Annotated in this window: 12 protein-coding genes; 1 reads left to right on the forward strand and 11 read right to left on the reverse strand. The window is 70.2% G+C overall.

The genetic code is table 11. The annotated features are described in order from the left end of the window. Positions 1 to 301 precede the first annotated feature (301 nt). Positions 302 to 3,991, forward strand: coding sequence for a S8 family peptidase (locus tag PV364_RS17665; RefSeq protein ID WP_319660970.1), 3,690 nt, complete (start codon positions 302 to 304; stop codon positions 3,989 to 3,991). Positions 3,992 to 4,193: 202 nt separating this feature from the next. Here the strand turns inward: PV364_RS17665 and PV364_RS17670 are convergent, their stop codons facing one another. The 11 genes from PV364_RS17670 to PV364_RS17720 form a co-directional block, all read right to left on the reverse strand. After that, complete coding sequence (locus PV364_RS17670) at positions 4,194 to 5,786, reverse strand: aldehyde dehydrogenase family protein (protein ID WP_319660971.1); 1,593 nt, start codon at positions 5,784 to 5,786, stop codon at positions 4,194 to 4,196. Next, positions 5,783 to 7,162, reverse strand: coding sequence for a phenylacetate--CoA ligase family protein (locus tag PV364_RS17675; RefSeq protein WP_319660972.1), 1,380 nt, complete (start codon positions 7,160 to 7,162; stop codon positions 5,783 to 5,785). The genes PV364_RS17670 and PV364_RS17675 overlap by 4 nt, the downstream gene beginning before the upstream one ends. Positions 7,163 to 7,241: 79 nt before the next feature. Next, on the reverse strand, positions 7,242 to 8,357 hold the full coding sequence (locus PV364_RS17680) for a GNAT family N-acetyltransferase (RefSeq protein WP_319660973.1): 1,116 nt from the start codon (positions 8,355 to 8,357) through the stop codon (positions 7,242 to 7,244). A 70-nt stretch (positions 8,358 to 8,427) separates the two neighbouring features. Further along, positions 8,428 to 9,342: a DMT family transporter gene (locus PV364_RS17685; RefSeq protein ID WP_319660974.1), complete on the reverse strand. Its 915-nt coding sequence runs from the start codon at positions 9,340 to 9,342 to the stop codon at positions 8,428 to 8,430. 49 nt (positions 9,343 to 9,391) lie between these two features. Further along, positions 9,392 to 10,357 carry a cysteine synthase family protein gene (locus PV364_RS17690; RefSeq protein ID WP_319660975.1) on the reverse strand — a complete coding sequence of 322 codons (966 nt, stop codon included), beginning with the start codon at positions 10,355 to 10,357 and terminating at the stop codon, positions 9,392 to 9,394. 132 nt (positions 10,358 to 10,489) lie between these two features. Beyond that, positions 10,490 to 11,218 carry a TauD/TfdA family dioxygenase gene (locus PV364_RS17695; protein WP_319660976.1) on the reverse strand — a complete coding sequence of 243 codons (729 nt, stop codon included), beginning with the start codon at positions 11,216 to 11,218 and terminating at the stop codon, positions 10,490 to 10,492. Positions 11,219 to 11,227: 9 nt separating this feature from the next. Next, positions 11,228 to 11,935: a TauD/TfdA family dioxygenase gene (locus tag PV364_RS17700; RefSeq protein ID WP_319660977.1), complete on the reverse strand. Its 708-nt coding sequence runs from the start codon at positions 11,933 to 11,935 to the stop codon at positions 11,228 to 11,230. A gap of 50 nt (positions 11,936 to 11,985) precedes the next feature. Then, a complete protein-coding gene (gene lat, locus PV364_RS17705; RefSeq protein WP_401979906.1) occupies positions 11,986 to 13,380 on the reverse strand; it encodes an L-lysine 6-transaminase in 1,395 nt (464 codons plus the stop codon). A gap of 388 nt (positions 13,381 to 13,768) precedes the next feature. Then, complete coding sequence (locus PV364_RS17710) at positions 13,769 to 15,079, reverse strand: aldehyde dehydrogenase family protein (protein ID WP_319660980.1); 1,311 nt, start codon at positions 15,077 to 15,079, stop codon at positions 13,769 to 13,771. Positions 15,080 to 15,335: 256 nt separating this feature from the next. Further along, entirely contained in the window at positions 15,336 to 16,544 is a 1,209-nt protein-coding gene (locus PV364_RS17715; protein ID WP_415924571.1) for a PP2C family protein-serine/threonine phosphatase, read from the reverse strand. Between the two features lie 694 nt (positions 16,545 to 17,238). Beyond that, positions 17,239 to 17,469: a hypothetical protein gene (locus PV364_RS17720; protein ID WP_319660982.1), complete on the reverse strand. Its 231-nt coding sequence runs from the start codon at positions 17,467 to 17,469 to the stop codon at positions 17,239 to 17,241. Between the last annotated feature and the right edge of the window lie 242 nt (positions 17,470 to 17,711).

Here is a 17,711-nt window from a genome sequence, read left to right on the forward strand (position 1 = left end):
AAGCGTGGTGTCATCGGTCGTGCCACGCCCGGAAACAACGTCGACTACATGTCAACTTGGTGTGAATTCAGGCGACTCGAGCCCAGTACATTACTCCGCGCAGGGCTGATCTCTTCAGCCGTTCATCAACTCCGGAGTTACTGTGAGGCTCTCCCATCCCCGAAGACATGCGATGTATGCGGGCGTCGCTCTTCTCGTCGCTCTAGTGCCGCCTGTCACGGCCCACAGTGCTGCTGCTCTCACGCAATCGCCCACAGCGCCGACGGCCCCGAGCGACAGCACGCCCCACGCGCCGGCCACGGTGACACTGATCACGGGCGACAAGGTGACGGTGACTCCCGGAGCCGCCGGGACGGCTCCCGAGGTGAGCGTCAAGCGCGCACCGGGTGCGACGGGTTCGGTCCGCGTGTCCACCGAGGGCACGGGCACCTATGTGTACCCCGAGGAGGCCACGGCCTACATTGCGGCCGGTCGGCTCGACAAGGAGCTCTTCAACGTCACCCAGCTCATATCCCAGGGCTATGACGACAAGCACACCAGTGAACTCCCGCTGATCCTCACCCACACAAAGGATTCAGCCACCCTCGCGGACGGTGCCGCGAAGAGCAGGACCACCCAGCCCGACGCAGCGCTTCCGGGCACCGAGACCACGCTGAACCTCCCCGCCGTCCACGGCGAAGCGGTCCGCACCCACCGGTCGAAGGCTGCCGCCTTCTGGTCGGCTCTCACCGGTCCGGCCCGGCACCAGGCCAAGCCGTCGACGGACCGGGACAGCGGCACGCCGGACACCGCGGTGGCGCCGCCCTTCACCGCGGGCGTCGACCAGGTCTGGCTCGACGGCCAGGCAAAGGCCACCCTCGCCGACTCCACGGCGCAGATCGGGGCCCCGGCTGTCTGGGCTGCCGGCGGCACCGGCGCCGGGGTCCGCGTCGCCGTTCTCGACACGGGCATCGACGCCGAGCACCCCGACTTCGCGAAGCGCATCGTGGCGTCCCGGAGTTTCATTCCGGGCGAGAGCACCGCTGACGTCCAAGGGCACGGCACCCACACCGCTTCGACCGTCGCGGGGACCGGCGCCGCGTCCGGCGGCACCGAACGGGGAGTCGCCCCCGAGGCCGATCTGCTGGTGGGCAAGGTCCTCAACAACCAGGGGTACGGGCAGGACTCCTGGATCATCGCCGGCATGGAGTGGGCGGCACGGACCGAGCACGCCAAGGTGATCAGCATGAGCCTCGGCGACTCGACCCGGCACGGCCAGAACGATCCGGTCAGCCAGGCACTGAACAAGCTGACCGCCGAGACGGGCGCACTCTTCGTCGTGGCCGCGGGCAACGGAGGACCCGGCCCCTACACCCTGGGAGCGCCGGGGACCGCGGACGCCGCGCTCACCGTCGGTGCGGTCGACCAGTCCGACGTGCTCGCCCCGTTCTCCAGCGCCGGGCCGCGTCTGCTCGACGACGCTCTCAAGCCCGACATCACCGCGCCCGGTGTGGGTGTGCTGGCAGCGCGCTCGCACTACCTCAACGACGGGAGCGAGGGCTATTACCGGTACCTCGACGGCACCTCCATGGCGACTCCGCACGTCGCCGGGGCCGCTGCTCTGCTGGCGCAGAAGCATCCCGAGTGGACCGCGCAGGACATCAAGAACACCTTGATGAGCACCAGCATGCGGACCCCCGACTACACCCCCTACCAGGCCGGCACCGGCCGGGTGGCGCTGCCCTCCGCCTACGACGCCGAGGCCTTCGCCACCGGGTCGGTGGACGCGGGACTGGTCCCCTGGTCGTCCACGGCGGACCGCCGGCCGATCTCACGCACGATCACCTACACCAACGTCACGGGCAGCCCCCTCAAGCTGGATCTCTCCGTCGACGCGGGCAGCTCTCCCGCGAAGGCCTTCGCGCTGGGCGCCGCCCATGTCACCGTGCCGGCGCACGGGACCGCGCAGGCCGAGCTTGTGGTGGACCCGAAGGGGCTCTCCCCGGGTCAGTACTCCGCGCAGGTCATGGCGAGCGGCCGCGGTCCGGCCGGCCGCGTCACCATGCACACGGTTGCGGGTGTCTCCGTCGAACCCGAGAAGCACAACCTCACCATCAAGCTGAAGGACCGCTCCGGCCGGCCCATGAGCGGTGCGGTTCTGATCACGGGTGACAACGGTGCCGACTCCAGTGTGTACGTACCCGAGGACGGGACGCTCACCAGCCGCTGGCTCCCCGGCACGTACACGGTCCGCAGCTACGAGGACGTGCAGGGCCTGCACGGGCCCCACTCGCTGGGAGAGGCCGTGCTGGTCGATCCGGAGGTCGATCTGACGTCCGACCGGACGGTGGTGCTCGACGCCTCGCAGGCCCGCCAGGTGAAGGTGGCGACACCCAAGCCGACCGCCGTCGTCCAGAGCAGGATCGACGTCTGGCGCTCCTTCACCTCGACCGAGCCCGACCCGGCCGCCGAGGACATGTTCGACGCGGTGTTCCCCCCTGTCGCCTACGACAGCCTGTGGGCCCTGCCGACCAAGGGCAAGGTGAAGAAGGGCAGTTTCGCGTTCGGCACCAGGTTCCGCGCGGAGCAGACGCCACTGGCGGTGTCGTACGGCGGACATCACCTCGACGACGCGCTGCTGCAACCCGGCACCAAGGCGCTGCCTGACGGCACCTCCCACCTGGACGCCGTCTTCGCCGGCGACGGTTCGCGGGCCGACTACGCCGGTCTGTCGGCACGCGGCAAGGCCGTGGTCGTCCGCCTCGGCGACGTGGTCTCCACGGACCAGGAAGCGGCGGCCGCAGAAGCCGGCGCCGCGATGCTCGTGGTCGTCAACAGGGAATCCGGCCGCCTGGGCGACCTGTGGTACGGCAAGCCGGACTTCACGACGACCGGGCCGGTCCCGGTCGCGTCGGTGACCCTGGACGAGGGCGAGGAGCTGATCAAGGAGATCTCCAAGGCCGGCAGGAAGCAGGTGAAACTGGCGGTGGAGGTCCACGCCACACCCGAATACCTGTACGACCTGGCCGACTACCACATCGGCGCGGTGCCCGAGGATCCCTCCGCCGACACCGATCCCCGCGACCTCGCCCGGATCGACCTGGACTTCGCGCTGGCTCCCGGTCAGGCCGGCGTCGAGAAGCGGAACGACTATCCCCCGTACCAGTTCCCGGGCGAGTCCTCGCTCCAGTGGCCGGGCACCGTGCACCTTCCGTTCCCGTCGGCTCCGGTCGTCGCGGGGACGCGCACCGACTGGGTCTCCGGCAACGGTGTCCGGTGGCAGCAGTTCGCCGCGGTGAACTCGTACACGACGCACACCGACACGGTGACCTTCACGCCGGGCAGCAAGCAGGAGGACCGTTGGTTCGGCCCCGTCACCCGGCCGCGCCTGCTCAGCGACGACGTTCTGCACCGCTTCCCGGACGGGGGGTTCGGCGCCGACATCGACGGGGGCGGTGACGCGGGATCCGCGCACAACGGCGCGTCCACCCACTTGACCGCGTTGTACCAGGGCGACCGGAAACTGGCCGAGACCCCCTTCCCCAGCCTCAACGTCGGCGACGTGGCACCGGAGAGGCTTCCGTACCGGCTGGTCGTCGACACCACCGGCGACCCGGCAGGCGGCCCCTACTCCTCCACCACCCACACCGAGTGGCGCTTCACCTCCGGCGCGGTCACCGAATCGCAGGCGATCCCCCTGGTCCAGCTGGACTACACGACGGACCTCGACCTTCAGGGCCGGGCGAAGCGCAAGACGGACATCGCCATCGAGCCCACGGTGGTCGGCGGATCCACCGCGAAGGACGCGGTCTCCTCGGTCCTGCTCGACGTCTCCTACGACGACGGAAAGACCTGGCACGCCCAGAAGCTGAAGGAGAAGAAGGGAACGTGGCAGGCGTCGCTGACCGCGCCCTCCGCAGCGGAGTACGTGTCGCTCCGGGTCACCGCCGCCGGGCAGCAGGGTGGCGGTGTCACTCAGACCATCACCCGGGCCTTCGGCCTCAAACCGTGAGGAAGGCGAGGTGAGGCTGAACTGAGGGGCCCGTCGGCCGGACCCGAGGGGAGGGGCTGAATGGCCCCTCCCCTCCCCCTCCCTCCCCGACACCGGAGGCCGGCGAAGCTGGACCGACCGCGAGAACGGCAGAGCCCTGCTGTCCGATCCGGCGGCTACGGGCCCCCGACCTGGTGCCGGGCCGGCACCTTCACCGCCCCGGTCACGGAAGGAGAAAGCCCGGCTCGCCGCGCAGCTGTGCCGTGTCCATCTGCGCCTTCTGCAGTCCTCCCGACCAGTCCCAGTTCACCGCCTGCCAGCGGGTGAACTGGTCCAGGACCCACATGCCGGACTGCCGTGAGCCGTTGCCGGAACGCCCGTTCCCGCCGAACGGCAGATGAGCCTCCGCGCCCGAGGTGGTGTTGTTGACGCTGACCATGCCGGAGCGTATGGCGCCGCTGAAGCGGAACGCGGTGGCGGCGTCCCGTGTGTAGATCGCGGAGGACAGACCGTAGCCGGGCAGCTCGGCGAGCTCGACCGCCTCGTCGAGGGTGCGGAAGGTGGTCACACCGACCAGCGGTCCGAAGGTCTCCTCCGTGAAGAGCCGGTCGTCGGGCAGGACTCCGTCGACGATCACCGGGTGGTAGTACAGGCCCCGGGAGGGGTCACCGCGGAAGCCGGACCGGGGAGCCGCGGCGGTGATCCGGCCGGTGGCGGTCGAACCGAGGACCCGGTGGGCGTCGCGGATCCAGCCCAGATGCTCCTCGTGGTTGCGGGCGAACCGGTCGTCCATCAGCGGGCCGTAGAGCACGTCACCGTCGGCCGGGTCACCGATCACCGCGTCCTGGGCGGCCTGTGAGAAGCGCTCCAGGAAGGCGTCGTGGACGTCCTCGTGGACGATCACCGTCCCGAGCGATGTGCAGCGCTGGCCGGCCGTGCCGAAGCCGGAGAACAGGGCACCGTGCACCGCCAGGTCGAGGTCGGCGTCGGCGCACACCACCATGGGGTTCTTGCCGCCCAACTCCAGGCAGGGCGACTGGAGATGGCGGCCGCACAGCTCGCCGATCCGGGTGCCGACCGCGCTCGAGCCGGTGAAGCCGACCTTCTGCACCCTGCCCGCCGCCAACGCCCGCTCCAGCCCGGCGAAGGTTTCCCGCCCGTCGGCCAGCACGAGATTCAGCACGCCCTGCGGCAGCCCGGCCTTCTCGCAGAGCGTGAACAGCGCGTGGGCGCTCGCGGAGGCGTATTCGGCCGGTTTCCAGACCACCGTGTTGCCGGTGAGCAGCGCCGGGACCAGGTACCAGGACGGGACGGCGACCGGGAAGTTGCCCGCGGTGATCACCAGCGCCGTGCCCAGCGGCCGGCGGTAGGTCGCCAGGTGCTTGTCCGGCATCTCGGAGGGCACCGTCTGGCCGTACAGGCGGCGCCCTTCCCCGAGGAAGAAGTCGCAGGTGTCGATGATCTCCTGGACCTCTCCGAGCGACTCCCGGTACGGTTTGCCGACCTCGCGGGTGACCAGGGCCGCCAGTGCCTCCTTGTTCTGTTCCACCAGGCGTCCGAGGGCGGCCACCACCCTGCCGCGCACCGGCGCCGGGACGGCGGCCCAGGCGGGCTGGGCCTCGTTGGCGGACGCGAACGCCGCGTCGAGGATCCGGGCGTCCGCCAGCTGGACGAAGGCCACCGTCCGGTCGGTGCGCGACGGGTCCACCGACGCGTACAGCCGCGGGTCGTGGCCGTGCGTGGACAGCGGCTTGCCGCCGACGACGGAGGTGATCTCGGGCGTTGTCACGTCCAGCATCCCTTCGGTGGTCCTCAATGGTTGTCCTGGGCCGGCGCTGACAGCGGGACGACCCGCTTGATCTTGCCGCTGGCGCGGTCCGGGAGCAGCGCGTCGACCCGTTCGCAGCCGACGCGGACGTCCCGCAGCCCCGCCTCGCCGGAGACCAGCTCGGTGACCCGGTCACGCACCCGGCGCTCCAGTACCGTCCACCGCGCGCCCTCGGCGGGTTCGCAGCGCACCAGCAGCCGGTCCGGCGCGATCTGGACGACCTGGTACTGCCGCAGCCCCTCCACGGCCAGCGTCCACAGGGGCAGTTCGGGCATCCGGGCGCGGCCGGTCCGCGTGCGGATCTCCAACGTCTGTGTGTCTCGGCCGAGGGGGAAGGTGAGTCGGGTGCGGGTGTCGTCGGCCCACGCGGCGACGTCGCCGATGCGGTAGCGCACCAGCGGGAGGGTGCGGCGGTAGAGGGTCGTGACCACCACGCGCCCCGGAACGCCGGGGGCGGTCACGGGGGTGCCGGCCGTGTCGAGCAGTTCGACATGGTGGAGGTCGTCGTAGAGCGACAGGCTGTCGTCGCAGGGGTCCTCCTGGTAGCCCAGGGGGCCGGTCTCCACGGTCGAGTAGCTGTTGTGCGGGGGGCGCCCCCAGTGCCGGGCTATGCCGGCGCGCTGTTCGGGTTGCAGCGCTTCGCCCACGCTGAGCAGGTGCGTGCCCGGCAGCGCGGTGCCGGCGGACGAGGCCAGTTCGCCCAGTGCGTGCAGCTGGTGGGGGCGGGTGAGGAGCACGTCGGGGCGGACGTCGTCCACGGTCTTCAGCAGTTGCTCGGGCTCGGCGAACACGTCGGCGAGCACGGTCTCCAGCGCTCCCCCCAGGTAGTACATCCAGGCGTTGCCGCCGTTGTGCCGGTCCAGCAGGCCGACGTAGAGCAGTGACCGGGCGTCGGGGCGCTCCGCCCGTACGGCGCGGTGCAGGAACGCCTCCACCGTCCGGCCGAAGTCCTCCACGGTGTAGACCACCGGCAGCGGCCGGCCGCTGCTGCCGGAGGAGGTGAAGACCAGGTGGTCGTCGTCGTAGCGGCTGCCGAGCCGGAACGGTGCCGCCGCGAAGGCCGCGGCGCTCGCGGCGGTCACCGGCAGCCCGTCGGCGAACGCGTCGAAGTGCCCGGCCAGGAACGTCTTGTCGAGCACGGGCGGTCCTTCGCCGGTGTGACTGTCCCACAGCCGGGCGTATCCGGGATTGGCGGTGCGCAGCCCCGCGGCCAGCGCTTCGGCGGCCGCGGCGTTGGCCGCGCGGCGGTCGGCCGGGCCGGCCGGCAGCGCGGCACGGTGGGCCCGTTGCCGCCGGAAGCCCTCCGCGATCCGCGGATCCTGCGTCGTCGGGGCCGGTGTCGGCGTGGGTGCGGCACTGCTCACGCTGTTCCCCTCTCCGTTCGCGTCTGCGCCCGCCGGACGCCGGTCGTGCTGCCCCGCGGCTCTCACCGGGGGCGCCGGTTCACCCGATGCCCAGGAGTGTCCGCGGCGGTTGCGGCAGGCCGACGGCCGTCAGCTCCGCGCGGGCGTGGGTGTCGATCCGGTCGACCCAGTCGGCCAGGGCCGGGCGCAGTTCCTCGGTTCCGGTCGCGGCGGCGTACACGGGCCGCAGTGAGCAGCCGTACTTGCGCTTGATGTAGTACGTGCTGCGGCCGAAGTTGACGATGCGGCGCCTGTTCTCGACGGCATAGCGCACCAGTTGGGAGTACAGGTAGTTGTACTGGCCGTACCGCGGGAGCGAGTCGTAGTCGAGTCCGATGCTCCAGGGCGCGAGCTCACCGCCGGCGTCCAGGGCGAGGCAGGCCAGGACGGGGCGCCCACCGCCGTACACGGTGAAGACCACCGCGGCCGGCCCGAGGCGGTCCATGACGGTGCGCAGGAACTGCTCGTCGAAGAAGAGGGGGCTTCCGTGGTGCTCGGCCGTGCTGCGGATCAGCGCGGCCATGGCGGTGGTGTCGGCGCCGCCGCGTTCGACCGTGCACACCGCTCCGGCCGCCTCACTGCGCTGCATCGACTTGCGGATGTTCTTGCGTTTGCTGCTGGGCAGCCAGTCCAGGTACTCCTCGAAGCTGTCCCAGCGGACGGGCAGCATGTTGGTGCAGGACAGCAGCCCGGTCGCCCAGCCGCGGTCCCGCAGCTCACCGAGGAGCGGGGCATCGCCCGGCACCAGCGGCAGGAGCACCGCCGGTGCCCGGCCCGGCAGTCCGATCACGTCGCCCATCGCGTCCAGCACCGCCGCCCGGTGGGCGGCGGTGCCCAGGATCTCGCTGCTCTGCGCGTACAGGCTGTGCCCGACGAGCAGGGCGGTTCCCGCGATGCCGGCGTCGACGTACCTGCTGCGGAACATCTCCAGCTTGGGGCACGACTCGGTGTGCAGCAGCGGCGCGACCGCATGCGGCAGCCCGTCCGGGCCGGTGACCACCGCGTGCCGGGGCGCCGCCCGCACCATGTCCGCGTCCTCGATGGCGGCGAGCCACTCGTGGCGGTGGAAGACGGACCCGCCATGGCGTTCGACGAGCGCGTTCCACGCCGCGGCCGGCACCTCACGGACGCTGTCCACAAACCGTACGTCGGGCATCGGTCTCCAACGGGCCGGGTCCGCCGCGAACGGCGGACCGTCTTGTCGGCGCTGTCGGTTCAGCCGCCGCTCACGGGGTGCTGCTGTCGAGTTCCGCGGGCGTCTCCACCCTGCCCCGCTCGGCGAGCCAGGTGGTCACCTTCGGGGCGAGGGCGATCACCGCGACCCCGAGCAGCACGCAGAGCACTCCCAGGGCCTGCAGCGCGGTGAGCTTCTCCCCGAGCACCAGCCACCCGGACACCAGGCTGACCACGGGGACGAGGAGGGAGAACGGAGCGGTGCGGGACGGCCCGACCTGCTGGATCAGGCGGTACCACAGGAAGTTGCCCAGACCGGTGGCCAGCAGCGCGATGTAGAGGATCGCTCCCGCGGTCTTCGCGGACATGTGGATCACGGCGTCGTTCTGGCCGTGCTCGAAGATGCCCGAGAGCAGCAGCATCGGGGGGATGACCGACACGGACTGCCACACCGTCATCCTCCAGGCGGACAGGCTTCCGGCCTTCTTGAGGACGATGTTCGACGTCGCCCAGCCGAGGGCACCGAGCAGCACCCACAGGACACCGCCGAGCGGGGCGTTGCCGCCCCCCGACAGCGCGATGGCCAGCAGTCCGCCGCCGCCGAGCAGCAGCCCGCACCACTGCGGGCCGGTGAACGATTCGTTCAGCACCATGCGGGCCAGGATGATGGTGAACAGTGCCTGAGCCTGGATGAGTGTCCCCGCCATGCCCGCGCCCACCCCGGCCTTGAGGCCGAGGAAGAGGCCGGAGAACTGCACCACTCCGTACAGCAGGCCCACGGCCACGATGTACCGCCAGGGCAGGCCGCCCCGCCGTGTGAAGGGCAGGAAGAACAGGGCGACGACTCCGTAGCGTAGTGCCACCAGCAGGAAGGGCGGCAGGCCCTGGACGGCCTCGTCCGCCACCACGAAGTTGAATCCCCAGATGAGCGGGACGAGGAGGGCCAGGCTCAGGTTGCGCAGACTCATGCGTGCTTGCTCTCTCACATGTCGGGGGCCGGGGAGGCGACGGAACGCCTCAGAGGACGGACGGATACAGGTCGGTGGAGATGTACTTCAGGCCGGTGTCGACCGCGGGGACCACGATGACGGGGTCGCCTCCGTGCTCCCCGGCCCACTGGAGCGCGGCGGCCACGTTCGCCCCGGTGGAGGTGCCGGCGAAGATGCCCTCCTCCAGCGCCAGCCGGCGGGCGAAGGCTCGGGCGTCGGCCTCGTCGACCGTCAGCGCGGCGTCGTAGAGCTCCCGCCTCAGCAGCGGCGGCACGAACCCGAGGGCGATGCCCTCGATGCCGTGGGTACCGGGCTCGCCGCCGGCGATGACGGCCGAGGTGGAGGGCTCGACGACGCCGACGAACGTCGACGGGTCGTGCCCCTTGAGCACGTGGGCCACGCCCATCACGCAGCCGGCGGTGCCCACGGAGGCGATGAAGGCGTCGATGCGGCCGTCCGTCTGTTCCAGGATCTCGCGCCCCATCGTGCGCTGGCCGACCGCGTTGTCCGGGTTGTTGAACTGGTCGGTCCAGTAGGTGTCGCCCTCCTCGGCGAGCTGCCGGGTGCGCTCGATGATCCGCGGCATCAGATCCGGGGTGATCTTGCCGCCGACGCTGGGCTCGATGACGACCTCGGCTCCGAGCGAGGTGATGGTGCGGATCTTCTCCTCGCTGAAGGCGTCGGAGGTCACGATCCGCAGCCGGTAGCCCTTGACCGCGCAGACGAACCCGAGTGAGGATCCGGTGCTGCCGCCGGTGTACTCCACGATGGTGGTCTTGCCCGGCTCGATGCGGCCGCGGCGCTCCGCCTCCTCGATCATGGCGAGCGCCATCCGGTCCTTGTAGCTGCCGGTGGGGTTGAAGTACTCCAGCTTCATCAGGACGGTCGCGCGCAGCCCTCGAGTGAGCCGGCGGAGCGGAACCAGCGGAGTGTTCCCGATGGACTGCAGCGCGGTGGGCAGGGCGGGGCGAACCGGGAGGGTGGTGTCGGTCATCTGGACTCCCTCATCGTGGTGTCGGCCGTGGGCGGCGGGTCTTGCCGGGATGTCGTCACATGAGCGCGCCCCGCGGGGTTCGGCGGGGAGGGTGCGCAGCCGCAGCGTCCCGTGGCTGCGCACCGGCACGGTTCAGTTCTCGTCGAGCCACACCCGGCGGAGCAGGCGCCTGCGGTCGCTGTAGCCCGTGCGGGAGTGGGTCATGCGGTGGTTGTCCCAGATCAGCAGCGACTGGGGCTCGTACCGGACGGCGACGTGGTGCTCGTCGAAGAACTCGACCCCGCGCTCGTGCACGGACTTCAGCAGCGTGTCGTCATCGATGCGCACGTTGTTGATGCTGAACCGGACGATCGGCGGCCGGCCCTCCCGCAGTTCCATGAAGGGGTGCAAGCCGGTGCGGCCGAGCTGCATGTCCTTCACACCGTCGCTGGAGAAGTAGGTGTGCCGCCGGCTCGTCAGGACGTCGCGTTCCTCGTCGGTGAGCGTCTCCACGAAGCCGTACATGTCGGCGAGGGTGGTGTGACCGCCCTCGTCCTCGTTCGGCACCAGGCACCACAGCGCCAGGTACTTGGGCGGCCTGCCCGGGTACTCGTAGCACTCGGTGTGCGGGAACAGGGGGTTGGTGTTGAGCGAGTGGTAGACGTTGGCGTACCGGTCCTTGGCCTCGATGGACCAGATCAGCTCGCCGTCGTACTGCGGCATGAGCGGGCCGATCTGCTGCAGGAAGCCGACGTGGTCGAAGCCCTCCGGGATGCCGTTGACATAGGCGTACCCGTTCGTGTCCAGCAGGCCGCGCAGGGCTTCGGCGGTGAGCAGGTCGTACGACAGATGGCTGCGGACCTCGTGCTGTGCGGTCGTCATCGGAAACTCCTACTGCTCGGCAATCCAGACCCGGCGCAGGTGGCGCTCAGGGTCGCTGAAGGCGTTACGGGAGTGCAGAATCCGGTGGTTGTCCCAGATCAACAGCGACCTGGGGGTGAAATCGATCTCCGCCTTGTTCTTCTCGAAGAACTCCTGCAGCCTGTGGCCGACGTCCTGGCAGAACGCGTCGGCGTCGGCGATGCACTGGCAGGTGAACCGCAGGATCGGTTCCCGCCCGGGACGCTCCTCGAGCACCGGATGCTCCGCCGACAGGCCCAGCTTCATCTGCTGCAGCCCGGCCGAGGAGACGTAGTGGTACGTGCGGTTGCGCAGCAGTTCCCGCTCTTCCTCGGCCAGCGTGTCCAGGAACGCCCGGCCGTCGGCCAACGTGGTCTGGCCGCCCGGATCGGAGTTGGGTACCAGGCACCAGAGCGCCAGGTACTTCGGCGGCGTCTCCTGCCACTCGTAGCACTCCGTGTGCGGTGTCAGCCGCTTGGTGTTGAGCGAGTGGTAGACGTCGTCGAAACCCGGTTCGGCCTTGATCGACCAGACCTTCTGGCCGTCGTACTGGGGCAGCAGGGGGCCCAGGAACTCGCCGAGGAACGCGGCATGGTCGAAGCCCTCGGGGATGCCGTCCACGTAGACGCTGCCGTGCTCGGACAGTTCGGCGGCGAGGCCGCCGGGATCAAGGCTGTCGAAGCCTATGCGTCGGGGCATGAAAGCGACCTGCGTCACTGCGTACCTCCGGATGAGTAACGACAAGGGGGTCAGGAGAGTTGTCCGACCGGAGCACGCAGCTCGGCCACCGCGGCACTGACGGCGTCCAGCCCGCGGTCGATCTCCTCCGCCGTCACGTTGAGCGCGGGACGAAAACGCAGTCCCCGCTCCCCGCACGGCAGCACCAGCACCTGGTGGCGCCGGTAGAGGTCCTCGATCAGCTGGTCCCGGCAGGCTGCGTGCGGCAGGTCGAACGCACACATCAGGCCGCGGCCCCTGACATTGCTCATCACGTCCGGGTGCTCGCCCGCGATCGCCCGCAGACCGGACACCAGCCTGGCGCCGGTCACGGCGGCGGAGAGGATGAGCTGTTCCTTCTCGATCACCTCGAAGATACGGGTGGCCCGCACCATGTCGGCCAGGTTGCCGCCCCACGTGGACGAGATCCGCGACGAGGTGCGGAAAACGTTGTCGGGTACCTCGTCCACACGCCGGCCGCCCATGACCCCGCAGACCTGGGTCCGCTTGCCGAAGGCCACCAGATCGGGCTGCAGGCCCAGTTGCTGGTAAGCCCAGGCCGAGCCGGTGAGTCCGCAGCCGGTCTGCACCTCGTCCACCACGAAGAGCGCGTCGTTGCGCCGGCACATCTCCTGCATGGCGGACAGGAACGCCGCACGCATGTGCCGGTCGCCTCCCTCCCCCTGGATCGGCTCGGCGATGAAGCACGCCACACGCCACCGCGGGTCGGCGAACGCGGCCTCGGCCTCCGCCAGCGCGGTCGCCTCGGCCTCGGCCAGCGCGGCGGAGGACCGGGCGTCCTGCGGGAACGTCACCGCCGGGGTGGTGATCCGCGGCCAGTCGAACTTGGGGAAGAGGTCCGTCTTGCGCGGGTCGGTGTTGGTGAGCGAGAGCGTGTACCCGCTGCGGCCGTGGAAGGCACCGGTGAGGTGCATGGCGACGAGGGGTGGCGAGTTGTCGCCCTCCTTGACCCCGAGCCGCTGCGCCTTCCAGTCGAAGGCGACCTTGAGTGCGTTCTCCACCGCCAGGGCCCCGCCGTCGATGAAGAACAGGTGCGGCAGGTCGGGGTCACCGAGCAGGCGGTAGAAAGCCTCGACGAACTGTGCGTACTGGACCGTGTAGATGTCCGCGTTGCTGGGCTTGTTGACCGCGGCGCGGCCCAGCCGCACGACGAATTCGTCGTCCCTGAGTCCCGGGTGATTCATCCCGAGAGGGGCGGTGGAAAAGAACGAGAAGAAGTCCAGGTACTTCGTGCCGGTCAAGCCGTCGAGCAAATAGCTTCCGCGACTGTCCTCGACGTCGAGAACCATGCTGTAACCGTCGAGGAGCATATGGCGACCGAGGGTCGATAAGGCATCGTCTGCATGCACAGGATCAACACTCCAAGCATCTCGGATGAACCGCGTCTTCCGTGAAGGAACACCCACTGGGCAAATGAATGCCCACAGGGATAGTGCGCTGTTCTCTGGTGCCTGCCCGCGAGTGGTACGACCTCGTCAAGTCCCGGCAGTCTAACGGACGTTGAGGCTGGCATGCAAGATCAACCGTGAATGAAAAAGCGCGGCGGCACGATGGGGAATCGGAACAGAACCGACCGGTTGTTGTATACATGCAGCGTGCACGAGTGTGCCCGCTTTCGCGGTGCGCGTTCGTTGTCCGAATTCATTCGGTGAGGTGGCCGGGTTACGGTGCCCGACAACACCGCCGACCGCCGGTCGGCAAAGGAAACACAGCCGTCTTCCGGACGACACATGAAACATGGCGCCGTCTTCATGCCGGCACAGGAAACACACCGCAGGGCTCCGCCCTCAGCCCTCAGGACGGGAGGCGCCCCGTGGACCCCGCACCGGCGGAGCCCACGAGCGCAGCGAGACGTTCGCTCGGGACGACGACGTACTGCCTCAGGGAAAGGTCGCGGAAGGTCACCGGCCCGCGAGGGCCCGGCACCCGGTCGATGTTGATACCGGTCTCGGGCAAGCGCAGCAGCTTGGAGCCGTCGAGGAGCCGGGTGGTGCAGTTGAAGAAGACCCCGGAGCCGGCGTAGGAGTTGATGAACTCCGCCGCGGCGGCCGGGTCCTCGGTCGCGACAGCCGCCGCGAGCCCGGAGGTCTCCTCGTTCGCGATCCGGGCCGCGTCCAGCGGTCCGGCCGCGGCGTCGATGGTCACGGTCCCCGAGCGGTCGAGGTCGAGGGACCACTCGTACCCGCGCTGGTGCGAGTGCGGGGGCAGCGAGGCCGCGATGCCCAGGCCGTCCAGGGTCTTGAGGACGCCGGGCAGCATCGACTCGTAGACGGACCGGTCGATGAGCAGGAGGTTGAGCCGGTTGCAGACCCCCAGGCGGTCGAGGCTTTCCGCGATGAGCTCGTGGACCACCTTCTCGTCCGCTGCCGCGCCCACGTACAGCACCCCACCGCCGTCGGCGTGCGCGAGCGTGCGGACACCGTGCCGGGCGGCCTCGCGACCGAGGTCGCGGGTGCTGTCGCCGCTGCCGCGGAGGATCACCAGCGGGATGAACTCGGGTGCGCGCACCAGCTCGTACGCCGCCGCGCGGTCCTCGCTGGGGACGAGCTGGATGGCCGCCGGATCCAGGCCGACCTTGTCGAGGGCCGGGGCGATCACCTGGTCCACCAGCGCGCGCCCGGAGCGCAGTGCGGCCGAACCGGTACGCAGCACGCCCGCGTTGCGCGACTTGAGGAACTGGGAGGCGATGTCCACGGTCACGTTCGGGCGCGCCTCGAAGTTCGCGCCGATGACACCGACCGGGCGGCGCCGCTCCATCAGGGTGAGACCGTCGGGGCGCTCTTCGACCACCCTGTCCAACGGCTCGTGCGGTACGTCCGCGAGGGCGAGCAGCTCCGTGGCCATGGTGCGCAGGCGCGGGGCATCGAGCCGGAGCCGGTCCTGGAGCGCCGGGGACATGCCGTTGGCCACGGCAGCGTCGAGGTCCTGCGCGTTCGCGGCGACGAGCGCCGGCTGGACCGACTCGATCCGGCGGGCCATTTCACGCAACGCCGCGTCGATGGTCGCGTCCGAGGCCCGGGCGAGCGCGGGGGACGCCTCCAGCGCCCCGGCAGCGCAGGCGCGCACCGCGGCGGCAGCGGGACCATGGTCATGATGGCTCGTCAACGCGGTCAGCCTCTCGCGCACGGACGGTCAGATTGCGTGGACCCACCGTAGCATCCGGGAGGGTCGCCGACGGCCGCGGCAGGCGGCCCTGCGACCTGTGTCCACATGGACAACGTCGCCCGGAAAACGGGGAGTTGGGCCGTCTCCCGTACCCGCGCAAGGACCCCGCGGGTGCAGATCGCGAGGTTGACGCGGTGCCCTTCCGGTCCCCTCGGCGAGAGCCCCGAATCCGGCACCGCCCAGGAAAGCTCGCTGATCACGGCTGATGCTTCCTGCGGCCGGCCGAGGCCTGCTGAGTGTCCGCGCCGGAGCTGACGTGCCGCTGGGTCTCCTGGGGGCCGTGCCAGTCCAGGCACATCACGGTGGCATCGTCTTCGAGCCGGCCGTCGGCGGCGTCCCGGACCGCGGACGTCAGCGTCAGCGCGGTCTCCCGCGGATGCAGGTCCCGGGTGCGCTCCAACAAGGCGGGCAGGTCGACCTTCTGCCCCTGATGTTCGAGCATGCCGTCGGTCAGCATGAGCAGACGGTCGCCGGGGCGCAGATCGAGGTCCTGAACCCGGTAGGCGTGCGGCACGTGCACGGACAGTCCGAAGGGATGGTCCACCTCGCAGGTGACCACCTCTGCGACCCCCTTGCGCACGCGCAGTGGCCAGGGGTGTCCGGCGTTGACGAGCTGGGCCCGACCGGTGTGGAGGTCGATCCGCAGGATCTGCCCGGTGGCGTGACCGTGGCCGTGGTCGCCCAGGGCCTGGTCGGCCCGACGGGCCTGCTCGGCCAGGTCGGCACCCGCACGGCGGGCACCGCGCAGGGCGCCCACCAGGACCGTGGCGGCCAGAGCGGCGCCGATGTCGTGACCCATGGGGTCGGTCACCGACAGGTGCAGGGTGTCCCGGTCGACGGTGTAGTCGAAGGTGTCGCCACTGAGATCTTCGGAGGGCTCCAGACTCCCGCACAGGGTGAACTGCGCGGCCTCGCACGACAGCGACGGGGGCAGCAGCTGATACTGGATCTCCGCTGCCAGGGTGGGGGGCCTGGTGCGTTTGCCCCAGGTGTAGAAATCGGTGAAACGCCCGTTGGCGATCACCACATAGGCCAGGACATGGGCGGCTTCCCCGACCGCGTGAAGGACATCGTCGCCGGAGGCGGTCGGCATGAGCAGTTCCAGCAGCCCGATGGCGTCCCCGCGGTTGGTGACCGGCACGATCACCCGCTGCCCCCGGCCCGTCACCTCCTGGTACAGCCGCTGGGTACGGATCACCTCCTCGTAGACGCTCCCGAACAGAGGGATCCGTTCCGCTTCCCGCTCGCCCCCCGCTGCCCCGGCGGTGGACAGCCGGGCCACCGCCTTCCCCGTCAGGTCCACGATGAGGAAGGAGACCTTCGTCGCCTGAAAGCGCCGCCGCAGGCTCTCCGCGACCACGTCGACGGCATCCGCCGGCGCCGCTGTCTCCGCCGCCGTCAGCAGCCGGGAAACTCCACTCTCGCCACCGGTCACGGCCGGCCCCTTCCACCACCCCTCTCACCAGCTTGGCCACCTCAGCGGTGAGCGTCAATCCGTGCCCGCTCACGGTAAAGATCGGCACAGTGACCTCCGCCGCTCCCATGGGCACCAACGGCAACAGAGCCGGCTCTACGCGGAAGCACTACGCGTACCGCTGCGAGGCGAGCAGGGCCGCTGCGGATGGTGACCCGTGGCCGTACCCCGGCCCAGGTGCGCGGCTGGGCACGGCGGGCACGGCCCACGGACCGCATCCCGCCGGTCACGACCTCGCGCAGCGCCCCTCCGTGTCCCGGTCGGCCGGCAACGGTGAGGACGCGGACCCGGCGGCGGGGTGAGTTCGCCGACAGCCGGCCAATACACCGCGAGTCGCTGTCGTCGAGGGCTCTACCGGACGAAGACCGCTTCGACGGCGACCGTGGTGCGGCCTCTGATCATCCCCATTCGGTTCCAGTCCATCCCGAACCGAGCACGGTCGATCCGCGTCTCGACTCTCAGGGTCACCGCATCGCGCGTCACCGTCGCCGACATCCTGTCCCAACTTGCGGTCAGCTCGCGAGGTGAGGCGGCGGCGTTCTTCCATTCGGCTGCGGCGGTATGAGACGTCGTCTTCGGGCTCCCGGGACGGGTGCCTCCGGCGGTCTCTTGCGTCCTCAGGTGATCAGCCGGTCTTGCCCCCGCTGGTACGAAGCTGCCGCAGCCGGGCGATGAGCAGCTGGATGACCGGAGTCCTGTCCCGGTGTTCGCGTTCGTACCGCAGTACTTTCTCCGCTCCGTCCCGGTCCAGCTCGCCCACCCGGTCCTCGACCGAGATCCGCGGCAGGTGCTTGTAGTCGGCTATCGGAAGGTCTTGCGTCACCGTCGCCGGAGCCATGTCATCAGGCAGATCCACCGAAGTCACTCCTCACTGTCTCCAACTCGGCTTCCCGCCGAACGGGGCACAAAACAGCCCGAGCGGCTTCATGGGTGCCAGGAGGCGGCCGGCCCATCTTCCGGTTGAGGAGCGGGCGGACGGCATGAGGTCGGCACTGCCCGGGGCACCCGCGCCGGCAGTCCTGGGCGGGCTCGCCGCTCCCGGGAACGTTAGGGACTTCGGTGGCCGGGCACGCGTGCCCCAGGGGCACGAGGCCCGTC

Origin of the sequence: Streptomyces sp. MI02-7b (assembly GCF_033793585.1) — a bacterium.
Classification (GTDB): Bacteria; Actinomycetota; Actinomycetes; order Streptomycetales; family Streptomycetaceae; genus Actinacidiphila.